This is a genomic window from Actinosynnema sp. NPDC050436, assembly GCF_040655415.1.
Classification (GTDB): domain Bacteria; phylum Actinomycetota; class Actinomycetes; order Mycobacteriales; family Pseudonocardiaceae; genus Actinosynnema.
In genome coordinates, this window is sequence record NZ_JBFAJV010000006.1 from 144,762 (window position 1) to 169,310 (window position 24,549).

Here is a 24,549-nt window from a genome sequence, read left to right on the forward strand (position 1 = left end):
TTCCGTGCGGTCAGACCGGGAGGGCCAGGTACAGCAGCGCCGCGAGCAGGCCGCCGATCAGCGGGCCCGCCACCGGGACCCACGAGTAGCCCCACTCGGCGCTGCCCTTGTCCCGGATCGGCAGGACGGCGTAGGCGATGCGCGGCGCGAGGTCGCGCGCGGGGTTGATCGCGTACCCGGTCGGCCCGCCGAGCGAGGCGCCGATGCCGATCACGACGAACGCGACGCCCGCGTAGCCCAGCGCGGAGTTGCCGAACTGCGGGACGCCGTCCTGCGCCACCTTCGCGCCGGGGCTCAGCAGGACCCAGGCGACCAGCACGAACGTGCCGATGATCTCGGTGACGAGGTTCCAACCGCGTGCGGGGACGGTCGGGGCCGTGCAGAAGATGCCGCGCGTGTTGCGCGGGTCGTCGTGGGTGTCGAACTGCACCTTGTAGGTCAACCAGGCGAGCACCGCGCCGAGGAACGCGCCGAGGAACTGCCCGGCGACGTAGAACGGCACCGTGCCCCACTCGACCTTGCCGGCCACGGCGAGCCCGAGGGTCACCGCCGGGTTGAGGTGTGCGCCGCTGGGTGCGGCCACGCTGGCACCCGCGAAGACCGCGAGACCCCAGCCGAAGTTGATCAACAGCCAGCCGCCGCCGTTGCCGGTGGTCTTCTTCAGAACGACGTTGGCGACGACACCCGCGCCGAGCAGGATCAGGATCGCGGTGCCGAGGGTTTCCCACACGAAGATCGAGCCATTGCCCATCCGCCGACCTCCTTGCCTTGTGCCTGTGGCAGGGGGCGGCGCGGTGCCCGGGGTTCGGCGGCGCTGCCCGCCCGACTACGAGTGGTGACGCTAGTTCCGGTGGTGATCGGTTGTCCACGGTGGCGTACCGGCGGGTAACGTGGTCGAGTCAGTCCTGGTCGGACCCCGAGCCAGTATCAGGGAGGCGTTGAACAGTGGCCACGCGCAAGCCGCCGGCAGCACCCGCCACCCCCGGCCGCCTGGGGCCGGGAGACCGCGAGAGGAACTGGGAGCGGCTCGGGTCGGAGACCTTCGACCTGGTCGTCGTCGGCGGGGGCGTGGTCGGCGTCGGCGCGGCGCTCGACGCGGCCACCCGGGGCCTGAGAGTCGCCCTGGTCGAGGCCCGTGACCTGGCCTCCGGCACGTCCAGCCGGTCGTCCAAGCTCTTCCACGGCGGGTTGCGGTACCTGGAGCAGCTGGAGTTCGGCCTGGTCCGCGAAGCGCTGCGGGAACGCGAGCTGATGCTCACCAGAATTGCACCCCATCTGGTGAAACCGGTGAGCTTCCTCTACCCGCTGACCCACCGGATCTGGGAGCGCCCGTACACGGCGGCGGGCCTGCTGCTCTACGACACCATGGGCGGCGCGCGGTCCGTGCCGGGGCAGAAGCACCTCACCCGCGCGGCGGCGCTGCGGATGGTCCCGGCGCTCAAGCGGGACGCCCTGATCGGCGGCATCCGGTACTACGACGCCCAGGCCGACGACGCCCGGCACACCATGATGGTGGGCCGCACCGCCGCGCACTACGGCGCGGTCGTGCGGATGTCCACGCAGGTCGTGGCGTTCCTGCACGAGGCGGACCGGGTGTCGGGCGTCCGCGTCCGCGACGTCGAGGACGGCCGGGAGACCGACGTCCACGCGCACGCGGTGATCAACGCGACCGGCGTCTGGACCGACGAGCTGCAACGCCTGTCCGGCAGCCGGGGCCGCTTCCGGGTGCGGGCCAGCAAGGGCGTGCACATCGTGGTGCCCCGGGACCGGATCGTCTCCGAGTCGGGGATGATCCTGCGCACGGAGAAGTCGGTGCTGTTCGTGATCCCGTGGCGGAATCACTGGATCGTGGGAACCACGGACACCGATTGGAACCTGGACCTGGCGCACCCGGCGGCCACGAAGAACGACATCGACTACGTGCTGGACCACGTCAACACGGTCCTGGCCACCCCGTTGACGCACGAGGACATCGAAGGCGTCTACGCCGGCCTGCGCCCGCTGCTGGCGGGCGAGAGCGAGTCGACCTCGAAGCTGTCCCGCGAGCACGCGGTGGCCCGCGTCGCGCCGGGCCTGGTGGCGATCGCCGGCGGCAAGTACACCACCTACCGGGTGATGGGAGCGGACGCGGTGGACGCCGCGTCGGTCGACCTGCCGGGCCGGATCCAGCCGTCCATCACCGACAAGGTGCCGCTGGTGGGAGCGGACGGCTACCACGCCCTGGTCAACCAGGTGGACCAGTTGGCGCACCGCTACGGCCTGCACCCCTACCGCGTGCGACACCTGCTGGACCGGTACGGCTCGCTGGTGCACGAGGTGCTGGCGTCGGCCGACCAGGAACTGCTCAAGCCGGTGCCGAACGCGCCGGACTACCTCCAGGTGGAGGTCGTCTACGCGGCGTCGCACGAGGGCGCGCTGCACTTGGAGGACGTGCTCACCCGCCGCACCCGGATCTCGATCGAGTACCCGCACCGGGGCGTGGACTGCGCGGAGGCGGTGGCCGGCCTGATGGCCCGCGTGCACCACTGGGACGACGCCCGGATCGCCCGGGAGGTGGAGGTGTACACGGCCCGGGTGGACGCCGAACGCGCCTCCCAGACGGAACCGGACGACCAGGCAGCAGACGCAGTCCGCTCAGCCGCCCCGGAAGCCCGCCCACAGATCACCGAACCGGTGAGCTGAGGGGGTCGGTCGCGGAGGACTTCTGTGGGCGGTCCTGCGTGGCTGGGGCGTGGGGCGGTTCAGTGGCCATGCGGTGACTGCTCCACGGCGTCCGGCGAGCGAGTTCCGGGACTGGGTCGAACCGAATCAAAAAGTGGATACTGACGGGTAGACGCCCAGCTCACGAAGTGTCTTCCCCGCGCACGCGGGGGTGATCCGGCGTGCCCGGCACGACCGGCGTCACCTGGGCGGTCTTCCCCGCGCACGCGGGGGTGATCCCGGGGTCACGGCCAGGGCCGTCCCTCTCTACGTGTCTTCCCCTCACACACGGGGGTGGCCCGGCGGTCACCGCAGCGCCGCGCGCGGCGATGGAGTCTTCCCCGCACGCGGGCGTGGTCCTCGCCCGGCCGTCGCGTGGTCAGTCGGTGGCGGAGTCTTCCCCGCACACGCGGGGGTGGTCCGTCCCGCACGTCGGCCACCGCCACAGCGGGCGCGCCTTCTCCGCGCACGCGGGGGTGGTCCCTTCGCCGACCTGCGGCTGTTCCTGCACGATCAGTCTCCCCCGCGCACGCGGAGGTGTTCCGGACGCGCCCCGGCCGCCGGTCTTGTTGAGCACGTCTTTCCCGTGCACGCGGGAGTAGCCCTAGCTTCATGATGGTCTTGACGGTGCTGTGGGCGTCTTCCCCGCACATGGAGGGGGTGATCCCGGGCTGTCTGGATCACACAGCCACCGATCGAGGCCCTCCCCGCGCACGCGGGGGTTGTCGGCTGGAGAGCGGCAGGTTCGTCGTGCACCGCGGTTTGCGTGCCGGACGAGTCGGCGACCGACTAAATACGCAGGCGTGGAGAACCGGCGGCCCAGAAGCCGAGGAGGGGCGCGACGGCGCGCTCGGCGAGGTGGTCGAGCACGAGCAGCGGACCGGCTGAAGCCGGGGCGGAGGCGAAGCGTGCGGTCGCGCCGTGAACTCACCTCGACACCAGACCGGCCACCGGACAGCACCGTCGACGCGCGTGCGGAGACGCAGGTCGACGGTGCTTCGGAACAACCCCCAGAACAGGACTGATCAGGCCAGGGCCGCCAGGGCCGCGTGGACCATCACCCGCACGCCGACCAGCAACGCCCGCTCGTCCAGGGCGAAGGTCGGCTGGTGCAGGTCGCGCTGCTTGCCGACGCCGTCCCACACGCCCAGCCGGGCGAACGAGCCCGGCACGTGCTCCAGGTACCAGCCGAAGTCCTCGCCGCCGGAGGACTGCTCCGTGCCGGCCAGGGCGTCTTCGCCCAGTGCGGCTTCGATGCCCGCCCTCAGCAGCGCGGTGCTCTCGCGGTCGTTGACCACGGGGGGCACGCCGCGTCGGTGGTGCAGGTCGAAGCCCACGCCGGTCGGTGCCAGCAGGGCGCCCACCAGCTCCTTGATCAGCGGCTCCAGCTCGGCCCAGATGTCGCGGTCGCCGGTGCGCAGCGTGCCGCGCAGCACGCCGTCCTGCGGCACCGCGTTGGCGGCCTCGCCGGCGTGCACCGCGCCCCACACCAAAACCGTGCCCGACCGGGGGTCGACCCGGCGGGAGAGCAGGCTCGGCAGGCCGGTGATCACCGTGCCCAGGGCGTGCACCAGGTCGGCCGTGAGGTGGGGCCGCGAGGTGTGGCCGCCGGGCGAGGTCAGGCGCAGCTCCAGCAGGTCGCTGGCCGAGGTGATCGGCCCGATCCGGGTGCCGATCCGGCCGACCGGCAGGCGGGGGTCGCAGTGCAGGCCGAAGATCCGCTCGACGCCGTCCAGGCCGCCCGCCGCGAGCACGTCCAGCGCGCCGCCGGGCATGACCTCCTCGGCGGGCTGGAAGACCAGCCGCACCCGGCCGGGCAGCTCGGTGGCCGAGGCCAGTGCGAGCGCCGCACCCAACAGGACGGTGGTGTGCGCGTCGTGCCCGCACGCGTGCGCCACGCCGTCCACTGTGGACGCGAACGGCACGCCGCTGTTCTCGGTGATCGGCAGGGCGTCGATGTCCGCGCGCAGCGCGACGCACCTCGGGCCGCTGCCGACGTCGCAGACCAGGCCCGTGCCGCCGGGCAGCACCCGGGGCTTGAGACCGGCCGAGCGCAGCACGTCGCAGAGCAGCTCGGTGGTGTTGTGCTCCTGGCGGGACAGTTCCGGGTGGGCGTGCAGGTGCCGCCGCCACGCCACCACCTCGGTGGCGTTGGCGGCCAGCCACTCGTCCAGCCAGGAGGGGCCGCGCCCCTCACCCGGATCGTCCACAGGGGCAATGCTGACCCCGCGCTCGGTCAACAGCACCTCGGGATCCTCCTCCCCCGGCAGCTCGGGACGCGAGTCGAGAACCGTCACGCCGCACCGCCCACGAGCCGGTCCCGCTGCGCGTCGTCACGCGCGGCGGCGATGGTTGTCCAGGCAAGGGCGAGCGCTCCGTCGAGCACGGCCCGGTCGGCCGAAGCCGAGGCACAGGCGGTCGCAAACTCGATTTGGTGGTTCACCGCGTCTCCGCAGTCGATGGCGATGGTCGGGTGGATGGCGGGCAGCGCACGGGTCACGTTGCCCATGTCGGTGCTGCCGATCCGCCGGCCCCGCTCCTCGGCGGGGCTCAGCGGCGTGCGCCCGAGTTCCGTGGCGGCACGCCGGTAGGCGTCGGCCAGCCACGGGTCGGGGGTGAGCTCGGCGTAGACGGGCGAGACCTTGACGACCTCGTGCGTGCAGCCGGTGGCCAGGGCGCCGGCGGAGAAGCAGCGGTTGATCCGCTCCTCCAGCCGGTGCAGCGATTCGAGGTCCTCGGCCCGCAGGTCGAACATGGCCGTCGTGCGGGCCGGCACCACGTTGGGCACGGTGCCGCCCCGGGTGACGATCCCGCTGACCATCTGGCCGGGCTCCAGGTGCTGCCGGGCCAGGCCGATGGCGACCTGGGCGACGGTGATGGCGTCCGCCGCGTTGACCCCCAGGTGCGGCGCGGCGGCGGCGTGCGAGGGCTTGCCGGTGTAGTGCACCTCGACGTCGGTGATCGCCAGCGAGCCCGCCGCGATCGCCTCGTACGGCGCGGGGTGCACCATCATGGACAGCGAGACGTCGTCGAACACGCCCCGTTCGAGCATCAGCACCTTGCCGCCGCCGACCTCCTCGGCGGGCGTGCCCACGACCCGGACCGTGAGGCCCAGCTCGTCGGCGACGTCGCGCAGCGCGAGGGCCGCGCCGGCCGAGGCGGCGGCGATCACGTTGTGCCCGCAGGCGTGGCCGACCTCGGGCAGCGCGTCGTACTCGGCGCACAGGCCGAGCACGAGGTCACCCGAACCGTAGGAGGCGGTGAACGCCGTCTCCAGGTCGGCAACGCCGCGCTCCACCTCGAAGCCCTCGCCGGCCAGCAGGTCCGCCACCTTGGCCGCGCTGCGGTGTTCCTCGAACGCGAGCTCGGGCTCGGCGTGGATGCTGTGCGAGAGCTCCACCAGCACGTCCGAGTACCGCTCGACGGCCGAGCGCGTCCTCATCTGGAAGTCGGTACCCATTTGCGTCCATCCTGCAACAGCCCCAGTAGCTCCGTCGCCCGTCGCGTTGATCAACCGCCGGCCGGTCGCGCGGTTGCGCTGAGCGGTGCGCGAGATTCGGTCGGACCGATCAAGACCGCGCAGGAGCCCCTACAGGAGGACCATATAACGACACTCGAATCCCAACTACTGGGATTCAGGCCGCCCCCACGACCCCGTCAGCCGGATTTCCGACCTTTCCGCCACTTGTCCCAGCGCTTCTTGTTACGCCAGTAAACGAGGGCGAACAGCACCAGCGCGATACCACCGATCCACAACTTTCTCTTCGTCTCGGAGGCGATCCCCGGATCGGTCTGCTGCGGTGCGTTGACATCAGGCCCAGGTGGAACCGATTCAGCCGTCTGGGCGGCGACGACCTGCCCGGTGCGCGAGGAAGGAGTGGCCTGCGTCACTCCGGTCACGGTGAGCACACCGGCGAGCACGAAGAGGCACGCCACGAGCACGGATCGCCACTTGGTCACGGTTACGAAGACTAGCCATCGCCCAGACCGGATACCACTCTCAGTGGTCACTCAAACCGGGATGGACCTCACGGCCCGTGAACGCCGCCAGGATGCGCTCTGCGGCCAGCGTGGCGGTCAGCTCGCCGTCCCGGACCTGTCGTTCCAGGTCGGGGACCACCGCCCGGACCGCCGGATCCGCGCGCAGGCCGCCCAGGAGCTGGTCGTGCACCATGGCCCAGGTCCACTCGACCTGCTGACGCCGCCGCCGTTCGGCCAGCTCACCGGCATCCCGCAGGGCCGTGCGGTGCAACTCCACCTGCTCCCACACGGTCTCCAGCCCGGCCCCGGTGAGCCCGCTGCACGTGAGCACCGGCGGGTGCCACACCGCGTCCGGCGGGCGCAACAGGCGCAGCGCGCCCGCCAGCTCGCGGGCCGCCTTCCGCGCGTCCTGCTCGTGCGCGCCGTCGGCCTTGTTCACCGCGATCACGTCGGCGAGTTCCAGCACGCCCTTCTTGATGCCCTGGAGCTGATCACCGGTGCGCGCGAGCGCGAGGAAGAGTGAACAATCCGTCATGTTCGCCACGGCGACCTCGGACTGGCCGACGCCGACCGTCTCCACCAGCACCACGTCGAAACCGGCCGCCTCCACCAGCACCACGGTCTCCCGGGTCGCCTTCGCCACGCCGCCGAGCGTGCCGGAGGTGGGCGAGGGCCGGATGAACGCCGCCGGGTCCACCGCGAGCCGGGCCATCCGGGTCTTGTCGCCGAGGATCGAGCCGCCGGTCCGCGTGGACGACGGGTCGACCGCCAGCACGGCCACCCGGTGCCCCCGCCCGGTGAGCATCGAGCCGAACGCGTCGATGAACGTCGACTTGCCCACGCCGGGCACGCCGGTGACGCCGATCCGATGCGCGCCGCCCGCGTGCGGCAGCAGCTCCACCAACAGCTCCTGGGCCAGCCGGCGGTGGTCCGCGCGGGTCGACTCGACCAGCGTGATGGCCCGCGCGAGCGTGCCCCGGTTCCCGGCGAGCACGCCCTCGGCGTACGCGCGGACGTCGACCACCCCGGCCACCCGGTCAGCCGTGCCCGAGCTGGGCGGACAGCTTGCGCAGCAGGTCGCCCGCCGCGTCCGCGATGACCGTGCCGGGAGGGAAGATCGCCGCCGCCCCCGCCGCGCGCAGCGCGTCGAAGTCCTGCGGCGGGATCACGCCGCCGACCACGATCATGATGTCCTCGCGGTCCAGCCCGGCCAGCGCCGCGCGCAGCGCGGGCACCAGGGTGAGGTGCCCGGCGGCCAGCGACGACACGCCGACGACGTGCACGTCCGCCTCCACCGCCTGGCGCGCCACCTCGTCCGGCGTCTGGAACAGCGGGCCGACGTCCACGTCGAAGCCGAGGTCGGCGAACGCCGTGGCGATCACCTTCTGCCCCCGGTCGTGCCCGTCCTGGCCCATCTTCGCCACCAGGATGCGCGGCCGGCGGCCCTCGTCCTCGGCGAACCTCGCCACGACCTCCCGGGTCGCGTCCACGTTCGACACCGAGCCGACCTCCTCCCGGTAGACGCCGGTGATGGTGCGGATCTGCGCGGAGTGCCGGCCCCAGACCTTGCCCAGCGCCTCGGAGATCTCGCCGACGGTGGCCTTGGCGCGGGCCGCGTCGACGGCCAGCTCCAGCAGGTTGCCCCCGCCGCCCGCCGCGCGGGTCAGCGCGTCCAGCGCGCCGTCCACGGCGGACTGGTCGCGCTCCTCGCGCAACCGGGCCAGCTTGGCGAGCTGCTGCGCCCGCACGCCGGCGTTGTCCACCTTGAGCACGTCGATCTTCTCGTCGAACTCCACCTGGTACTTGTTCACGCCGATCACCGGCTGCCGGCCGGAGTCGATCCGCGCCTGGGTGCGCGCGGCGGCCTCCTCGATGCGCAGCTTGGGGATGCCCGCGTCGATCGCCCGCGCCATCCCGCCGGCCGCCTCGACCTCGGTGATGTGCGCCCACGCGCGGTGCGCGAGGTCGTGGGTCAGGCGCTCCACGAACGCGCTGCCGCCCCACGGGTCGATCACCCGCGTGGTGCCCGATTCCTGTTGCAGCAGCAGCTGGGTGTTGCGCGCGATGCGCGCGGAGAAGTCGGTGGGCAGCGCCAGCGCCTCGTCCAGGGCGTTGGTGTGCAACGACTGCGTGTGCCCCTGGGTCGCGGCCATCGCCTCCACGCAGGTGCGCGCCACGTTGTTGAACACGTCCTGCGCGGTGAGCGACCAGCCGGAGGTCTGGCAGTGCGTGCGCAGGCTCAGCGACTTGGGCGACTTCGGCTCGAAGCCCTTGACCAGCTTGGCCCACAGCAGCCGGGCCGCCCGCATCTTGGCGACCTCCATGAAGAAGTTCATGCCGATCGCCCAGAAGAACGACAGCCGGGGCGCGAACGCGTCGACGTCCAGCCCCGCGTCCCGCCCGGCCCGCAGGTACTCCACGCCGTCCGCCAGCGTGTAGGCCAGCTCCAGGTCGGCCGTCGCCCCGGCTTCCTGCATGTGGTAGCCGGAGATGGAGATGGAGTTGAACTTCGGCATCCGCCGCGAGGTGAACGAGAAGATGTCGGAGATGATCCGCATCGACGGGCCCGGCGGGTAGATGTAGGTGTTTCGGACCATGAACTCCTTGAGGATGTCGTTCTGGATGGTCCCGGCGAGCAGCTCGGGCGCGACGCCCTGCTCCTCGGCCGCCACGACGTAGAGCGCGAGCACCGGCAGCACCGCGCCGTTCATCGTCATGGACACCGACATCCGGTCCAGCGGGATGCCGTCGAACAACTGGCGCATGTCGTAGATGGAGTCGATGGCCACGCCCGCCATGCCGACGTCGCCGGCGACGCGCGGGTGGTCGGAGTCGTAACCCCGGTGCGTGGCCAGGTCGAACGCCACGGACAGGCCCTTCTGCCCGGCCGCGAGGTTGCGGCGGTAGAAGGCGTTGGACTCCTCGGCGGTGGAGAAACCCGCGTACTGGCGGATGGTCCACGGCTGGTTCACGTACATCGTCGGGTACGGGCCGCGCAGGTAGGGCGCGATGCCCGGGTAGGTGCCGAGGAAGTCCAGGCCCTCGGTGTCCGCCCCGCTGTACACCGGCTGCACGCCGATGCCCTCCGGGGTCTCCCACGCCAGCGCATCCGCGCCCTTGCCGGTGGCCTCGTGCAACGCCTCGCGCCACTGCGCGGCCGTGCCGCCGACCGGGTCGCCCAGCTCGACGTCGGCGAAGTTCGGGATCATCGCTGCACTCCGAGGAGGTCGAAGGTCTGCTCCAGCACGCGCAGCGCCGGGCACCCGGTGTACACGTACCCGTCGATCGCCGCGCCCTCGGGGACGGCTCCGGACTGCTGTCCCGCCAGCAGGACGCGCTCCGCGCCGGCGGCGCGCAGGGCCTGCGCGACGGGTCCGGCCAGCTCGGCGTAGCTCTTCTCGCTGCCGCACAGGCACGCGATCCGCGCGCCGCTGTCCCGGAACCGCGCCACGACGTCCTCGGCGGTCCGCGTCGCGCCCGCGTTCGGCGTCTCGATCCCGCCCGCCTGGAACAGGTTGGCCGCGAACGTGGCGCGCGCGGTGTGCGCGGACACCGGGCCGAGCGTGGCCAGGAAGACCCGGGGGCGCACGGGTGCGGCGTCCGCCGCGTCCCGCAGCGCCTCGAACGCCTGCGCGTAGCGGACGCGCGGCAGCCCGCCGGACGGCTCGGGCGGCGCGGGGTCGCGGCGCACCGGCACCTCGGCGAGGTTCGGGAACTCGCTCACCCCGGTGATCGCGTCCGAGCGGTCCGCCAGGTTCGCCGACCGGGCCTCCCAGGTCGCCGCGAGCCGGTCCGCGACGAGCGGGAACGCGGCGGGCAGGCCGCCGGCGGCCTCGATCTCCCGGAACCACGCCCACGCGGCGTGGGCGAGGTCGTCGGTCAGCCGCTCCACGTACCAGGAGCCGCCCGCCGGGTCGATCACGCCCGCCAGCCTCGACTCCTCCAGCAGCAGCGACCCGGTGTTGCGCGCGATCCGGCGGGAGAAGTCGTCCGGCAGGCCGATCGCGTGGTCGAACGGCAGCACGGTCACCGCGTCCGCGCTGCCCAGCCCCGCGCCGAAGCACGCGATCGTGGTGCGCAGCATGTTCACCCACGGGTCGCGGCGGGTCATCATCGCCGGCGACGTGACGGCGTGCTGGAGCTGCGGCTGCGGAACGCCCACCACCTCGGTCACCCGCGCCCACAACCGCCGCGCGGCGCGGAACTTCGCGATGGTGAGGAACTGGTCGGCGGTCGCGGCGTACCGGAACTCCAGCAGCCGCGCGGCCCGTGCCGGGTCCAGCCCCGCCCCGGTCAGCTCCCGCAGGTACGCCACGCCGGCCGCGAGCGACGCGCCCAGCTCCTGCGCGTCCGAGCCGCCGGCCTCGTGGAACGGCAGGCCGTCCACCACGACCACGCGCAGCGCCGGGAAGTCGCGGGCCGCGCGCACGAGGTCGTGCAGCGCGGCGAAGTCGGCGGCGGCCCCGGTGCGGGCCTGCACGCCGAGCGGGTCCGCGCCCACGTTGCCCCGCACGTCGCCGGGCAGCACGGGCCGCTGCCCCCAGACGCGCAGCATCGCCAGGCCGGACTCCCGGAAGTCCGCGCCGGCGTCCACGACGACCGGCGCGAGGTCCAGGTAGACGTCGGCCAGCACGTCGTCCAGCCGGTCGGCGGGCAGGTTCCTCAGCCACAGGGAGCCGACGCCGTTCTCCAGGTCGGCCATGACCGCCTCGCGGTCGGCGACGGCGTGCTGCTGGCGGACCTCCCAGCCGTCCACCGCGCCCTGCGGCCGGCCGCCCCGGGTGAACGGCGGCAGTCCCGGGAACCCGGGCGCCGGCGCGGCGTCCTCGGCGGTGTAGAGCGGCTGCACCCGGATGCCGTCGTAGGTGGTGGTCACCAGCGAGTCGAAGTCCGCGCCCGACTTGCGGAGCACGCCCCGCACCAGCTCCAGCCACTGCTCCCGGTCGGGTGCGGGGAATTCGGCGGCCAGCGCCAAGTCGCCAGTCGGCTCCATCATGCTCCGCAGTGTTACCCAGTAGTAGTACGACGGCTATGTGAGCTGCACCGCCGTGACCGATGCAGTCCACCACCCACCCTAACCGCGCACCCGCGACCCCCCGCTGATGAACAATGGCGGGGGTGGAGACCGAACGCCTGATCGCGGGCCGCTACCGCCTCCGGCACGTCCTGGGACGCGGCTCGATGGGCACGGTGTGGGCCGCCCACGACGAGGTGCTCCGCCGCGACGTCGCCGTCAAGGAGGTGCTGGTCCCGCCCGGCACGCCGGACGCGGAGGCCGACCTGCTGCGCGAGCGCACCCTGCGCGAGGCCCGCTCGGTCGCCCAGCTCACCCACCCGAACGTGGTCACCCTGTACGACGTGGCGCAGGTCGACGGCGACCCGTACGTGGTGCTGGAACTGGTGCCCTCCGCGTCGCTGGCCGACCTGGTGCGGCAGCGCGGCCCGCTCGACGCCGAGCAGGGCGCGGTGGTCGCGGACGCCGTGGCCGCCGCCCTGGAGGCCGCCCACCGCGCGGGCATCACCCACCGCGACGTGAAGCCGGGCAACGTCCTGGTCGCCGACGACGGGCGGGTCAAGCTCACCGACTTCGGCATCGCCCGCAACCTCGCCGAGGCCACCCTGACCAGCCGGGGCATCGCGCTGGGCACGCCCGCGTTCATCGCGCCCGAGGTCGCGGCGGGCGGCGCGGTGTCCGAGGCGGCCGACCAGTGGTCGCTGGGCGCGACCCTGTTCGCCGCGATGACCGGCCGGCAGCCCTACGAGGGCGGCAACGTCATGCAGACCATCAACCAGGTGATCCACGGCGAGGCCCCGCCCGCGTCGGCGTGCGGCGCGCTGGAGACGGTCGTGGCCGGGCTGATGACCAAGGACCCGGCCGAGCGGATGCGGCTGTCCGAAGTGCGCCGCCGGGTGCGCGCGCTGCTGCCCGAGCCGGGCACCGACGTCTTCCCGTCCGACGTCACCCGGCCGGTCGTGGAGGTGGTCCGCCCGCCGCTGGTGAAGGCACCGATCCCGCCGGACACCCCGCTGGCCGCCGACCCGGGCCCGCTGCCGTTCACCCCGACGCCCGCCCCGCCCCGCCGGCCGCTGACGGCGCTGGTCGCGGTGGCGGCCGTGGTGCTGTTCGCCATCGGCGGCAGCGCCGGGTTCGCCCTGACCCGCGCGCTCGCCGGCACGCCACTGCTGCCGCCGCCCGCCGTCGGCGCGCAACCGGTGCCGACGGTGACCGGCGAGGTGGACCTGCGCCCCACCACGGCGTCCGCCGCCACCGCGAACGGCGAGCAGGGCGCGGAGTTCACCATCGAGGTGGGCGAGGACTGGACGTCCTTCCTGGAGCAGCGGACCAACAAGGGCCTGGCGCCCAGCACGGTCGTGCACCTGGTCGCACCGAGCGGCACGTACGAGGTGACCGTGCAGCGCTTCCCCGACTTCTACCCGAAGCGGTCCCTGGACGAGTACCTGGCGCTGGTCCGCGCCCGCTGGCCCGACGGCCGGCTGTTCGGCGAGACCACCGACGTCACCGACCCGATCGACCCGACGGCACCGGAGGCGCCGGTCCAATTCGGCTACCGCACCGTCGAGACGGCGACCGACCTCGGCCGCAGCTCCGCCGACGCCGGCCCCGACCAGCGCCGCACCCGCTACTCGCGGGTCCTGCCGCGCGGCACCGACCTGTGGGTGGTGGAGGTCGTCTTCCCGACCGAGCAGGAGGAGATGGGCCGCAACGAGCTGTTCCCCGGCATCGCCGGCACCTTCACGGTCATCGGCTGACGCGGTCGTCGGCTGATCGCGGCCGGCGGCTGACGCGGTCGTCTGCGGTGGGGCGAGCCGGGGGCGCGACGACCGCCGGGGTGGGTGGTGAGTGGTCCGCAGCACTGCGGACCACGGGACATTAGGCTCGCGGCCGTGACCGCCATCAGTGAGAACAGCGCCCTTGAAGCCCAGGCCGCCGAGGCCCTCGCCGAGCGGACGGGGGTGGACCGGCACGACGTCGCCGTGGTGCTCGGCTCCGGGTGGCGGCCGGCCGCCGACCTGATCGGCGAACCCGCCGCCGAGGTGCCCATGGGCGAGCTGCCCGGGTTCGAGGCCCCGACCGCGTTCGGCCACGGCGGGACCATCCGGTCCGTGCCGGTCGGCGACAAGAACGTGCTGGTCCTGCTGGGGCGCACGCACGGCTACGAGGGCAAGGGCGTGCAGAAGGTCGTGCACGGCGTGCGCACCGCCGCCGCGACGGGCGTCCGCTCCGTCGTGCTCACCAACGCCGCCGGCGGCCTGCGCCAGGGCATGTCCGTCGGCCAGCCGGTGCTGATCAGCGACCACCTGAACCTGACGGCGTCGTCACCGCTGGTCGGGGCGCGGTTCGTGGACCTCACCGACCTGTACTCGACGCGGCTGCGCGCCATCGCCCGGGAGATCGACCCGTCGCTGGAGGAAGGCGTCTACGCCGGCCTGCCCGGACCGCACTTCGAGACGCCCGCCGAGATCCGGATGCTGGGCACCCTCGGCGCGGACCTGGTCGGCATGTCCACCGTGCTGGAGGCCATCGCGGCCCGCGCGGAGGGCGTCGAGGTGTTCGGGCTGTCGCTGGTCACCAACCTCGCGGCGGGCATCACCGGCGAGCCGCTCAACCACGAAGAGGTGCTGGAGGCCGGTGCCGCCGCCGCCGGGCGGATGGGCGCGCTGCTGCGCGAACTGGTGGCCCGCGCATGACGGTGACCCCGGCGCTGCGCGACGCCGCGTTCCGGTGGATCGCCGACGACCCGTCGCCCGAGTCGCGGGCCGAGCTGCAAGGCGTGCTGGCGCGCGCCATGGGCGGCGACCCCGCCGCGCTGGACGACCTGGCCGACCGGATGGCCGGCACGCTCACCTTCGGCACGGCGGGCCTGCGCGGCCCGGTCCGCGCGGGCTCCAACGGCATGAACCGGGCCGTCGTGGTGCGGACCACGGCCGGGCTCGCCGCGTGGCTGAAGGCCCGGGGGCGCACCGGGACCGTCTTCGTCGGCCGGGACGCCCGGCACGGCTCGGAGGAGTTCTGCACCGCCGCCGCGTCGGTGCTCGCGGCGGAGGGCTTCACCGTGCGGGTGCTGCCCGGCCCGCTGCCCACGCCCGTGCTCGCGTTCCTGGTGCGCAGGCACGACGCCGTTGCGGGCGTGCAGATCACCGCCTCGCACAACCCGCCGGCCGACAACGGCTACAAGCTCTACCTCGCCGGCGGCGGTCAGATCGTGCCGCCCGCCGACCGCGAGATCGAGTCCGCCATCGCCTCGGTGCCGGCCGCCGTGTCGGTGCCGACGTCCGACGCCTTCCTGCCGGTCGGCGACGCCGAGGTGGACGAGTACCTGGAACGGGTCGCGTCGCTGCCCCGGGGCACGTCCCGCGACCTGCGCGTGGTGCTCACCCCGATGCACGGCGTCGGCGGCCAGGTGGCCGTGGAAGCGTTGCGGCGCGCGGGTTTCACCGACGTGCGCGTGGTGCGCGAGCAGGCCGTGCCGGACCCGGACTTCCCCACCGTGTCGTTCCCGAACCCGGAGGAGCCCGGCGCGGCCGACCGCCTGCTGGAGCTGGCCGCCGCCGAGGACGCCGACCTGGCCGTCGCGCTGGACCCCGACGCCGACCGCTGCGCGCTGGGCGTGCGGGACCGCGACGGCACGTGGCGGATGCTGCGCGGCGACGAGACCGGCGTGCTGCTCGGCTCCCTGGTACTGTCCACTGTGGACACTCCGGACCCGTTGGTGGCCACGACGATCGTGTCGTCGTCGCTGCTCAAGTCGATCGCCGCCGCGCACGGCGCGCGCTACGCCGAGACGCTGACCGGCTTCAAGTGGCTGGTGCGGGCCGGTGACGGGCTGGTGTTCGCCTACGAGGAGGCGCTGGGCACCTGCGTCGACCCGCAGCACGTCAACGACAAGGACGGCATCTCGGCGGCCGTCGTCGCGTGCGACCTGGCGGCGGGGCTGAAGGCGTCCGGCCGGACGCTGCTGGACGCCCTGGACCAGCTGGCCGTGGACCACGGGCTGCACCTGACCGACCAGGTGTCGCTGCGGTTCACGGACCTGAGCCGGATCGGCGCGCTGATGGCGCGGCTCCGGCAGGACCCGCCGGACGGTTTCGCGTTCGAGGACCTGCTGCCGGACGCGGACGTCGTGCGCCTGACCGCCGAGGGCGTGCGGGTGGTCGTGCGGCCGTCGGGCACCGAACCCAAGCTCAAGGCGTACCTGGAGGTCGTGGAACCGGTGGACGACCTGGCGGCGGCCCGCACCCGGGCGACCGAACGCCTGGACGCGCTCCGCACCCAGGTCGCCGACCTGCTGCGCTGACCGCTCGGCACCCGCCGGTTCCCGCCACGCGCGGGAGCCGGCGGGCCGGCTCTCGCTGCTGCCGCCGGACGCGCTTCCGCCCGGCGGCCGAGGTCACGAGGCGAAGGCGATCAGCAGGCAGAGCACCGCGATCGCCAGCGCACCACCCGCCACCAGCCACGGACGCCTGGTCGGCGGGCTGACCCGGTTGTCGGTCGCCGCCGCGACGGCGATCCGGACCGCGATGTAGCTGACCGTGAGCAGGCTGACCCCGGTGGCCAGGATCATCGTGTTGACGTCCCACGGGCTGTGGTCCACACCGGGCCACACCCCGATGAACACCAGCGGGAACCCGATGAGGCCCACCCCGATGCCGACCCCACCACCCCAGGTGATCTTCCGGTTGCGGGTCATCGTGGCGATGCTGCGAGTGTCCATGTCTCCCTCCCGTATACCTGAACAGACGCACGGGACCTGCGGAGGTTCCTCTCGTACGCCGGATCAGGGTAGCGAGAGCGGGTCGATCATGCGGTTGCGACGACGGGGTTGGGGATGTCGCCGCCCGGCGACCTGGGCGGTCGGCGCGGCGGTGACGGTGATGGCGGTGGCGGCGGCGGCCCGCCCGTCCCGGCGGCGGCAACCGGAGGCGACTCGCGGCCTCGCCCCTGGCCCGGCACCGGCTCGGTTGCGGCTCGGGGCGTGGGGCGGCAACGTCTGCGGCGTGCCCAGGCTGCTGATCGTCCACCACACCCCCTCGCCGAACCTCCAGGCGCTGTTCGAGGCAGCGGTCGAGGGTGCCACCGACCCGGAGGTGGGAGGTGTCGACGTGGTGCGGCGGGCGGCGCTGGCGACGACGGCCGTCGACGTGCTCGAAGCGGACGGCTACCTGCTCGGCACCCCCGCGAACCTGGGGTACATGAGCGGCGCGCTGAAGGTCTTCTTCGACACCGTCTACTACCCGTGCCTCGACTCGACCAGGGGCCGCCCGTTCGGCCTGTACGTGCACGGCAACGACGACACCGCCGGGGCCGTGCGGGCCATCGACGGGATCGTGCGGGGTCTGGGCTGGTCGAAGGTCGCCGCGCACGTGCTGACCAGCGGTGAGCCGTCCCGGGACGACCTCCGGTCGTGCCGCGACCTCGGCGCGACCGTGGCCGCGAACCTCCTGTGACCAACCCCCGGTGCCCCAGGAAAGAAGGGAGCCGGGACCTCCGAGGCCCGAACGGGGTCGGGGCTGCCCGACCACGCTCGGCTCGGCCGGCCGCTGCGCGGGTGGTGAGAACTACTTGTTGGACAGGCGCAACATCTCCGGCGGGTAGCGGTCGCCGGCGGCGGCCGGGGCGGCGGCCTCGATCGAGCGGAGGTCGGCGGCGGACAGCTCCAGGCTCGACGCCGCGACGTTCTCCTCCAGGTACTCGATCCTCTTCGTGCCGGGGATGGGGACGACGTGGTCGCCCTGGTGCTGCACCCAGGCGAGGGCGAGCTGCCCGGCCGTGACGCCGCGTTCGGCGGCCAGCGCACCGAGCGCCTCGACGATCGCCAGGTTGCGGTCGAAGTTGCCCTCGGCGAACCGGGGCATGGCGCGGCGGGCGTCGTCCTGGTCGAGCGCCTCGGTCGACGTCACCCGGCCGGTCAGGAAGCCGCGACCGAGCGGCGAGAACGGCACGATCCCGATGCCCAGCTCCTCGCACGTCGGCACGATGACGTCCTCGATGTCCCGCGTCCACAGCGACCACTCGCTCTGCAAAGCGGTGATCGGGTGCACGGCGTGCGCACGGCGGATCGTTCCGGCGCTCGCCTCGGACAGGCCCAGGAAGCGAACCTTGCCCTCGGCGACCAGCTCGGCCATCGCGCCGACCGTCTCCTCGATCGGCACGACCGGGTCGACCCGGTGCTGGTAGTAGAGGTCGATGTGGTCGACGCCCAACCGGCGCAGCGACGCCTCGCACGCCTGCCGCACGTACGCGGCGTCACCGCGCGGGCGGCGATCGGGGTCTCCGAGGGCGAACTTCGTGGCCAGGACGGCCTGATCGCGGCGGTCCGCGACGGCCCGGCCGACCAGTTCCTCGTTCGCGCCCGCGCCGTAGACGTCGGCGGTGTCCAGGAGCGTCACGCCCAGTTCCAGCGCCCGGTGCACGGTCGCGATGGACTCGGCGTCGTCGCCCTTGCCGTAGGACTGGCTCATGCCCATGCAGCCCAGGCCCTGGGGGCCGACTTCCAGGGCGGTGCCCAGCAGTGTCACGCGGTGATCCCTTCCACGAACTGGTGCTCGATCTGCTCGTAGTGAGGTCGGTTCGGGACGCCCTGCCGACGTTGCCGTCGGTGGGTTTTCCCGAACCGCCTCCCGAACCCGCCGTGCGCCTCTCAACGCAGCGGGCTCTCCACAAGTCCCGACGGGTTCCCGTTATGTCCTCATCCTGCCAGCAGCCATGGGCCTGGGATCGCCGCGCCCCGGTACGGGTAGCGTGTTGTTGCTACCTTCGCGGGGTTGAACAGCTCTCCTCGGCCTGTGACCGGCCACCATTCCCCGCGACAGTAGATGCGGCGGATGGTCTTCCAGTTGGCCTTGGGATGTTTGCGTCTCGCCCAGCGGATCACCGTTTGCCACGCATAGTGGCGCAGGTACTGGAACGTCGCGCTCGACACGCCTGGCCGGAAGTAGGCGCACCAACCTCGCAGCACGGGGTTGAGTTCGTGCAGCAGCGCCGACAGCGGCAGGTTGTTACCCTTGCGGCAGGCCGTCTTGACCTTGTCCATCACCGAGCGCAATGCCTTCTTCGATGGGTAGGTGTAGACGTATCGCCTGTTGGTTCCTCGTTTGGCGTGGCGTTGGATACGCCATCCCAGGAAGTCGAAGCCCTCGTCGACATGGGTGACCCTGGTCTTGGCCATCGACAGGCTCAGGCCCATTGGTGCCAGGACTTCCGCCACCTCGGTGCGCAACTCCTCTGCATGGTCGCGGTTGCCCGCCACCATCACCAGGAAATCGTCGGCATACCGGATCAACCGGTAGTTCGCCTTTCCCTGGCGTTTGCGTTTGGCCCGCTCTCCCTGCGCGGCATTCGGTCCCCCCGGTGCCTGGTCCACGTACTCGTCCAGGACGCCGAGGGCAACGTTCGCCAGCAGTGGCGACAAGATTCCTCCTTGCGGCGTGCCGGTGTGGGTGTCCCTCGTCAGGCCGCCCTCGGAGAGGATTCCCGCCTTCAGGAACGCCTTCACGAGATCCAGAACCCGCTTATCTTCGATGCGTCGACGCACGCGTCCCATCAGGGCCGTGTGGTCGATGTTGTCGAAGCAAGCCTCGATGTCCCCTTCGACCGCCCACTCGTAGTGGTGGGAGGCGAAGAATCGCGTCTCGGCTACCGCGTCGTGGGTCCGGCGCTTCGGACGGAACCCGTAGGAACACGGGAGGAAATCCGCCTCGAAGATCGGCTCCAACACCAGCTTCAGGGATGCCTGCACCACTCGGTCCGTGATGGTCGGGATACCCAGGCGGCGGCGTTTGCCGTTCGCCTTCGGGATCATCCGTTCGCGCACCGGGACCGGATGGAATTCGCGGCTCTTAATCAGCAGTCGCAGTCGGTCGAGGAACATCTCGACCCCAGGCCCCGCCTGGACCGACACCACGGTTCGACCGTCGATGCCAGCCGTCCGGGCTCCCTTATTACTCCGCACCCGATCCCACGCCACCAGAAGGAAGGCGGGATCGGCCACGAGGTTGAACAGGTCATCAAACTTGCGTTGAGGATCATCATTCGCCCAACGGTGCAGTTTGGTCTGGATCTCCAGTACCCGGCGTTCAGCCTTGAACAAGGCCGCCTCCAGTTCGTCGGTATTCACCAACGCCCTCCTGGCATTCCAGAATCCTCTCTGCCGACTTGCTGGCCCCCTTCGCCATGTACGCGGCTCTCCCGCGCCCGGACTACTACGGGGCCTCCGCCCCGCCCCACGGCCATCGGTCGGCGATGGACCTACCCCTCCCTCCGGGCTGGAGGCCCGGCGAGGGGAAGCCGTGAGGCGGTTCCCACGTTCACTGAACAACCGTTCGACCAGGTAGGCACCCGGCTTTACCCCGGCAGCATCTTCACGCCTACGCCGCAGACCTTCGGCGTGACCTCCCTGCCGGAAACACACAATCCGACAGGAAGTCGGCCCTCCACCCAGAGGAGGAACCGCGCACTGCACATCGGCCCAAATCCACCAGGTTCGAGCCGACACAAGACTTACGGGGCTTCAACCACCGGTTCACTCACGTTGTACCTTCTGGTCTCGCTAGCCGGACCCACACCGTCTGGTGGTGCCGATATGTCCCGGCGTTGTCGGGGCTGCTTCCCGCCCTCACCGGCATCCCCCGGATCAGACTGCCCCCAGCTTCTACGCGGCTGCTGCGACAGCCACGCGATGAAGGTCTTGCACCTCCATACGGTCATTCAGCGCCTCGTGGCGCACGTGCGCGATCTTGTACTCCAGCACGTCCAGGCAGGACTGGAGTTCGGCGATCCGCTCGCGCACCGACGCCCGGTGCTCGAACAGCATCTGCCGGCGGCGACCGGCGGTCGCCGCGCCCCGCCGCCGGAGCTGCGCGTACTCGCGCATCATCCGGATCGGCATCCCGGTGGTGCGCATCCGGGTGAGGAAGGTCAGCCAACCCAGGTCGTCGTCGCTGTAGCTGCGCCGCCCTCCCGAGTCGCGCGCCGGCGGGTCGACCAGGCCGATCCGTTCGTAGTAGCGCAGCGTGTCGATGGACAACCCACTGCGCTCAGCCGCCTGAGCGATCGAGTAAGTCACCCCACGACGGTAGGAGCTGGAGTGCACTCCAGGTCAACCCGGTTCGCGCCACACCTCCGCGCGATTCCACACCTCGGAACCACCACGAGCCCGCCGAAGCCACCCCGACCAGCCCGGACCAACCCTGAACAGCCCGGTCGGACCGCACCGACCCGCACCCCGATGCCCGACCCGCACCCCGATGCCGGCAGGGTGCGGTGCAGAGCGACGGGCAGGAGCAGCGGCAGCGGTGCCGCGACGGCCGCCGGCGCCGACCACGGCCGAGCCCTCGCGCCCACCGGCACCGGCGACGGCCGAGCCCTCGTACGCACCGGCGACGGTGACGCGCGGGCCGGGATGCGGCCGGGATCGCAGCGGTGGTCTGACCTGGCGATCAGGATCGGCCCACCGCGCCGCTCCGCGACAGCCCGGCCCGAAGACCACCCTGCCCAGCCCGGCCCCAGCCCGGCCCGGCCCCGGCCCGGCCCCAACCCGGCCGAAAGCCGGGGATCAGTCGCTTTTGGGGGTGCCCCACGCCTCCAGGTGTGCCGCCATGCCCGCCACGTCGATCTGCTCGCGGCCCAGGGCGCGGACCAGGTCCAACGCCTCGTCCTCCTCGGCGTCCACCCACCAGCCGTTGATGTCGCACAGCGTCACCGCCGCCACCCAGCCCAGCCGCCAGTTGCCCTCGACCAGGGGCCGGGTGCGGACTATCGAGTCGAGCAGGGCCGAGGCTTTCAGCCAGAGCGTGTCGTACGCCTCGACACCGAGCACGGTGGCACGGGGCCGGTGTGCGGCGGAGTCGAGGAGACCTAAGTCGCGCACGACCAGATCTCCACCGGTGACGGCGGTCGCCAGCACGAGCAAGTCGCCGGCGTCGAGGTAGTTGACCACTGCTTGACGCGCTCCCTGTCCTGGGGGTCGAGGACGTCGGCGCGGCCATGCCGCGTCCGGGATGCCACCGGCATCACGGCCCACCACCTCAGGTCCGTATCGCCTGACCGCCCGTCCGGCGGCGAGGATGTTGTCGGCCGCGCGGGGCACCTGGGCGGTGCACTCCGGACGCGGCCCGATCTTCAACGGCGCACCATACCCGGGCGCCGGCGATCGGCGTGGGCGTTCGCAACGGTGGACGAGGGACGGAAGCCGGTGGCGTCGGTTGAGCTGCATGAACCCAGACTATCGAACACCAGTTCGAACGTCAGGGTGGATCACTCGAACGTGTGGAGCAGTCACATACGCCGTGCGGGGCAACCGCCGGACGCTCAGGCCGACCCCAGCCGGTCGAGCAGGCCCCGGTACTTCGGCAGCACCCGACCCAGCACCTCGGAGAGTTGCTCCTCCTTCTGCAACCGCGCCCAGCGCTCGGCCAGCGCCAGGCGCACGACCTCCTGCTTCGACCGACCCTCAGCGGCGGCGAGCTCGTCGAGCCGCCGGTTCTCCTCGTCGCTCAGACGCAAGGTCATCGCCATGCCACCGACGGTACCAAGTTGATACCACGCTGACCAGACCGAGTTTTATAACGCTGTTGCTATACCATGGCCCGGTGCCTAGACCCAAAACCCACGATGACGCCCTGCGGGTGCGCCTGCTCGACCGCGCGGGCGAGTTGTTGTCCAGTGAAGGACCGGGTGCACTGAGCTTGCGCAGGCTCGCAGCCGATGTCAACACGTCCACCACCGCCGTGTACTCCCTGTTCGGGGGCAAGCCCGCCCTGCTCGACTCGTTGTACGAGGAGGCTTTCCGCCGGTTCGGGGACCGGCTCGCCGCGCTGCCCGAGACCGACGACCCGGTCGAGGACATCATCCGCATCGGGTTGACCTACCGGGCCAGCGCGCTGGCCGACCCGCAGTTCTACCTCGTCATGTTCAGCAAGGTGGTGCCGAACTTCGAACCCTCCGAGGAGACCCACGCCGCCGCCGCCGACACGTTCGTACCGCTGGTCGAGAACGTCGGCCGCGCCGTCGACGCCGGGGTGTTCGTCGACGCCCCGCACGTCCAGATCGCACTGGCCCTGTGGGGCATGGTGCACGGCCTGGTCAGCCTGGAGCTGAACGGGAACCTCCCGCCGGGCGTGGAGATCGCGCCCGCCTACGAGAGGGCGATCCGCGCCTGCGCGGACGGCTGGCGCCGCAGGTGACGGGGTGCACGCCCGCGTGCCGGCCGGGCGTCGCCGTCTCCAGCGAAGCGCGTGCGAACGCCACCGGCGGACCCCCGTGAGGGGATCCGCCGGTGGCGAGAAGGTGGGGTCCGGGGAGGCGGCCGCCGCGAAACCTCCCCGGACCCCGGTGAACTGCCCCGATCAGGACAGTCCGTTCTTGAGGGCGCGGATGAGCTCGCCTTCGGCGGTGTCGCTGTCCAGCGACCAGATCATCGCGCCGCCCAGCCGGCGGTCTGCCACGTAACGACCCTTGCGCTTGAGCTCCACCGGGTCGTCCCAGGTCCAGAACGTCGTGCCGTCGAACAGCCACGCGTGCCCGGCCTTCGGGTCGCGGTGGACGGTGAACTTGTCGAGCTGCTTCTTGAGGGTCCGGTAGTCCTCGTACCCGGCCTCGTAGGTGCCGGGCGCGGCACCGGTCGCGGGCTGGAACAGCCCGTTGTTCTCGTTGCGCACGCCGGTCCAGCCCCGGCTGAAGAACGGCACGCCCATCACGATCTTGTCGCGCGGGGCGCCCTTCTTCAAGTAGTGGTCGATCACGACCTGCGTGCTGAAGCCGGGGGACGTCGGGTCGCCGGCAGGGGTCCGCAGCGCGGACTGCTGGTTGGTCAGCGGGTCCCACGAACCGTGGTAGTCGTAGCCCTGGGTGGTGCCGAAGGTGAGCAGGCTGAACACCTTGGGCACGTCGAAGCCACGGTCGATCATGCCCGGGTTCGCGGGCAGGAACGCGGTGAGGTCGTAGAGCTTGCCGGTCCGCCAGGAGAGCTGCCCGAGCTGCTTGCGGTACTCCTTGAGCAGCGCGGTGAAGTTGTCCTTGTCCTCCGGCCGGATCACGTTGCCCGGGGCGCCCTCGCTGGACGGCCACTCCCAGTCCAGGTCGATGCCGTCGAACAGGCCCGCCGCCGCGCCGGGCGCAGCGCCGACCAGGTTGCCCTTGAGCCACAGGTCGACGCAGGACTTCACGTGCGCCGCGCGGGACTCGGGGGTCAGCGCCGCGTCGGAGAAGTGCTTGGAGCCCGACCACCCGCCGAGGGAGATGTAGACCTTCAGCCTCGGGTACTTCGCCTTGAGCTGCTTGAGCTGGTTGAAGTTGCCCAGCAGGGGCTGGCCCGCCGCGTCGGCCTTGCCGTTGACGCTCTGCTCCGCGCTGAAGGGGCGCTGGTAGTCCGCCCACGGGTCGGAGCTGACGCACTTGCCGGCGTCGTCGAGGAACCCGAACGCGTAGTTCAGGTGGGTGAGCCTGGACGCCGTCCCGTTCTTGACCAGGTCCTTCACCAGGAAGTTCCGGTCGTAGCCGCTCCAGTTGGTGTAGTACCCGACGGTGCGCGGCTGGTGCCGGTCACCGTGGGCCTGCGCCACCTGGGGCGCGAGCGACACGGTGAGGGCCGAGGCGAGGAGTGCGGGGAGCACCCATCTCCTGCTTGACATGCTTCTCCTCGCGGTGGCAGGGACTGCGAAGTGTGGTCCAGACCACGGTAGGGGTGAGGTCTAGACCACCTCTACGGCCGAACGGCCGAATCCGCGCATACCGGCGAGTTCGCTGCGGACTCACTTTTCACAGAGGTTGCAAAAGTTTGCATGTGCGCCCAGCGGGGCGGTCGCGCTAACGTCACCTTGTTCAAGTTTGAATAAGCGTCTGACTAGGGG

At 71.9% G+C, this 24,549-nt stretch carries 21 protein-coding genes; 7 read left to right on the forward strand and 14 right to left on the reverse strand.

The genetic code is table 11. The features are described from left to right. Positions 1-10: 10 nt before the first annotated feature. On the reverse strand, positions 11-751 hold the full coding sequence (locus tag AB0I60_RS17535; protein ID WP_360731017.1) for an MIP/aquaporin family protein: 741 nt from the start codon (positions 749-751) through the stop codon (positions 11-13). A 194-nt stretch (positions 752-945) separates the two neighbouring features. Between AB0I60_RS17535 and AB0I60_RS17540 the strand changes: the two genes are divergently transcribed. Both AB0I60_RS17540 and AB0I60_RS17545 read left to right on the forward strand, forming a co-directional pair. Continuing rightward, on the forward strand, positions 946-2,682 hold the full coding sequence (locus AB0I60_RS17540; RefSeq protein ID WP_360731019.1) for a glycerol-3-phosphate dehydrogenase/oxidase: 1,737 nt from the start codon (positions 946-948) through the stop codon (positions 2,680-2,682). 780 nt (positions 2,683-3,462) lie between these two features. Continuing rightward, entirely contained in the window at positions 3,463-3,588 is a 126-nt protein-coding gene (locus tag AB0I60_RS17545) for a hypothetical protein (RefSeq protein ID WP_360731020.1), read from the forward strand. 137 nt (positions 3,589-3,725) lie between these two features. Here the strand turns inward: AB0I60_RS17545 and AB0I60_RS17550 are convergent, their stop codons facing one another. The 6 genes from AB0I60_RS17550 to AB0I60_RS17575 form a co-directional block, all read right to left on the reverse strand. Continuing rightward, positions 3,726-4,997 carry an amidohydrolase gene (locus AB0I60_RS17550; protein ID WP_360731022.1) on the reverse strand — a complete coding sequence of 424 codons (1,272 nt, stop codon included), beginning with the start codon at positions 4,995-4,997 and terminating at the stop codon, positions 3,726-3,728. After that, positions 4,994-6,142: a M20 family metallopeptidase gene (locus AB0I60_RS17555; RefSeq protein ID WP_360731024.1), complete on the reverse strand. Its 1,149-nt coding sequence runs from the start codon at positions 6,140-6,142 to the stop codon at positions 4,994-4,996. Before AB0I60_RS17555 ends, AB0I60_RS17550 begins: the two co-directional genes overlap by 4 nt. 215 nt (positions 6,143-6,357) lie before the next feature. Next, a complete protein-coding gene (locus AB0I60_RS17560) occupies positions 6,358-6,660 on the reverse strand; it encodes a hypothetical protein (protein ID WP_360731025.1) in 303 nt (100 codons plus the stop codon). A 40-nt stretch (positions 6,661-6,700) separates the two neighbouring features. After that, positions 6,701-7,714 (reverse strand): methylmalonyl Co-A mutase-associated GTPase MeaB, encoded by a 1,014-nt coding sequence (gene meaB, locus AB0I60_RS17565; RefSeq protein WP_360731027.1) that lies wholly within the window; start codon positions 7,712-7,714, stop codon positions 6,701-6,703. 4 nt (positions 7,715-7,718) lie between these two features. Beyond that, positions 7,719-9,890, reverse strand: a complete 2,172-nt coding sequence (gene scpA, locus AB0I60_RS17570) for a methylmalonyl-CoA mutase (protein WP_360731029.1) — start codon at positions 9,888-9,890, stop codon at positions 7,719-7,721. Beyond that, positions 9,887-11,674, reverse strand: a complete 1,788-nt coding sequence (locus tag AB0I60_RS17575; protein WP_360731346.1) for a methylmalonyl-CoA mutase family protein — start codon at positions 11,672-11,674, stop codon at positions 9,887-9,889. Before AB0I60_RS17575 ends, scpA begins: the two co-directional genes overlap by 4 nt. A gap of 116 nt (positions 11,675-11,790) precedes the next feature. Between AB0I60_RS17575 and AB0I60_RS17580 the strand changes: the two genes are divergently transcribed. The 3 genes from AB0I60_RS17580 to AB0I60_RS17590 all read left to right on the forward strand — a co-directional run bounded on the left by AB0I60_RS17580 (position 11,791) and on the right by AB0I60_RS17590 (position 15,998). Beyond that, positions 11,791-13,452, forward strand: a complete 1,662-nt coding sequence (locus AB0I60_RS17580; RefSeq protein WP_360731031.1) for a serine/threonine-protein kinase — start codon at positions 11,791-11,793, stop codon at positions 13,450-13,452. Between the two features lie 144 nt (positions 13,453-13,596). Beyond that, entirely contained in the window at positions 13,597-14,391 is a 795-nt protein-coding gene (locus AB0I60_RS17585) for a purine-nucleoside phosphorylase (protein WP_360731348.1), read from the forward strand. After that, entirely contained in the window at positions 14,388-15,998 is a 1,611-nt protein-coding gene (locus AB0I60_RS17590) for a phospho-sugar mutase (RefSeq protein ID WP_360731033.1), read from the forward strand. Before AB0I60_RS17585 ends, AB0I60_RS17590 begins: the two co-directional genes overlap by 4 nt. Before the next feature lie 93 nt (positions 15,999-16,091). Here the strand turns inward: AB0I60_RS17590 and AB0I60_RS17595 are convergent, their stop codons facing one another. Next, positions 16,092-16,415: a hypothetical protein gene (locus AB0I60_RS17595; RefSeq protein WP_360731034.1), complete on the reverse strand. Its 324-nt coding sequence runs from the start codon at positions 16,413-16,415 to the stop codon at positions 16,092-16,094. Positions 16,416-16,698: 283 nt separating this feature from the next. Between AB0I60_RS17595 and AB0I60_RS17600 the strand changes: the two genes are divergently transcribed. Further along, a complete protein-coding gene (locus AB0I60_RS17600) occupies positions 16,699-17,148 on the forward strand; it encodes a flavodoxin family protein (protein ID WP_360731350.1) in 450 nt (149 codons plus the stop codon). A 111-nt stretch (positions 17,149-17,259) separates the two neighbouring features. Here AB0I60_RS17600 and AB0I60_RS17605 read toward each other — a convergent pair whose 3' ends face one another. The 5 genes from AB0I60_RS17605 to AB0I60_RS17625 form a co-directional block, all read right to left on the reverse strand. Then, a complete protein-coding gene (locus tag AB0I60_RS17605) occupies positions 17,260-18,168 on the reverse strand; it encodes an aldo/keto reductase (protein WP_360731352.1) in 909 nt (302 codons plus the stop codon). A gap of 221 nt (positions 18,169-18,389) precedes the next feature. Beyond that, complete coding sequence (gene ltrA, locus AB0I60_RS17610) at positions 18,390-19,817, reverse strand: group II intron reverse transcriptase/maturase (protein WP_360731036.1); 1,428 nt, start codon at positions 19,815-19,817, stop codon at positions 18,390-18,392. 534 nt (positions 19,818-20,351) lie between these two features. After that, positions 20,352-20,765, reverse strand: coding sequence for a MerR family transcriptional regulator (locus AB0I60_RS17615; protein WP_360731037.1), 414 nt, complete (start codon positions 20,763-20,765; stop codon positions 20,352-20,354). Positions 20,766-21,254: 489 nt separating this feature from the next. Then, the gene (locus tag AB0I60_RS17620; protein ID WP_360731039.1) at positions 21,255-21,638 is read right to left on the reverse strand and encodes a Fic family protein; all 384 of its coding nucleotides are present in this window, start codon (positions 21,636-21,638) and stop codon (positions 21,255-21,257) included. Between the two features lie 371 nt (positions 21,639-22,009). Continuing rightward, complete coding sequence (locus AB0I60_RS17625) at positions 22,010-22,216, reverse strand: type II toxin-antitoxin system VapB family antitoxin (RefSeq protein WP_015105038.1); 207 nt, start codon at positions 22,214-22,216, stop codon at positions 22,010-22,012. 74 nt (positions 22,217-22,290) lie between these two features. Here AB0I60_RS17625 and AB0I60_RS17630 point away from each other — a divergent pair, with 74 nt between their 5' ends. Next, on the forward strand, positions 22,291-22,884 hold the full coding sequence (locus AB0I60_RS17630) for a WHG domain-containing protein (protein ID WP_360731042.1): 594 nt from the start codon (positions 22,291-22,293) through the stop codon (positions 22,882-22,884). A gap of 162 nt (positions 22,885-23,046) precedes the next feature. On the opposite strand, the gene AB0I60_RS17635 is transcribed toward AB0I60_RS17630, so the two are convergent. Continuing rightward, positions 23,047-24,330, reverse strand: a complete 1,284-nt coding sequence (locus tag AB0I60_RS17635; RefSeq protein WP_360731043.1) for a glycoside hydrolase family 18 protein — start codon at positions 24,328-24,330, stop codon at positions 23,047-23,049. Positions 24,331-24,549: the final 219 nt, after the last annotated feature.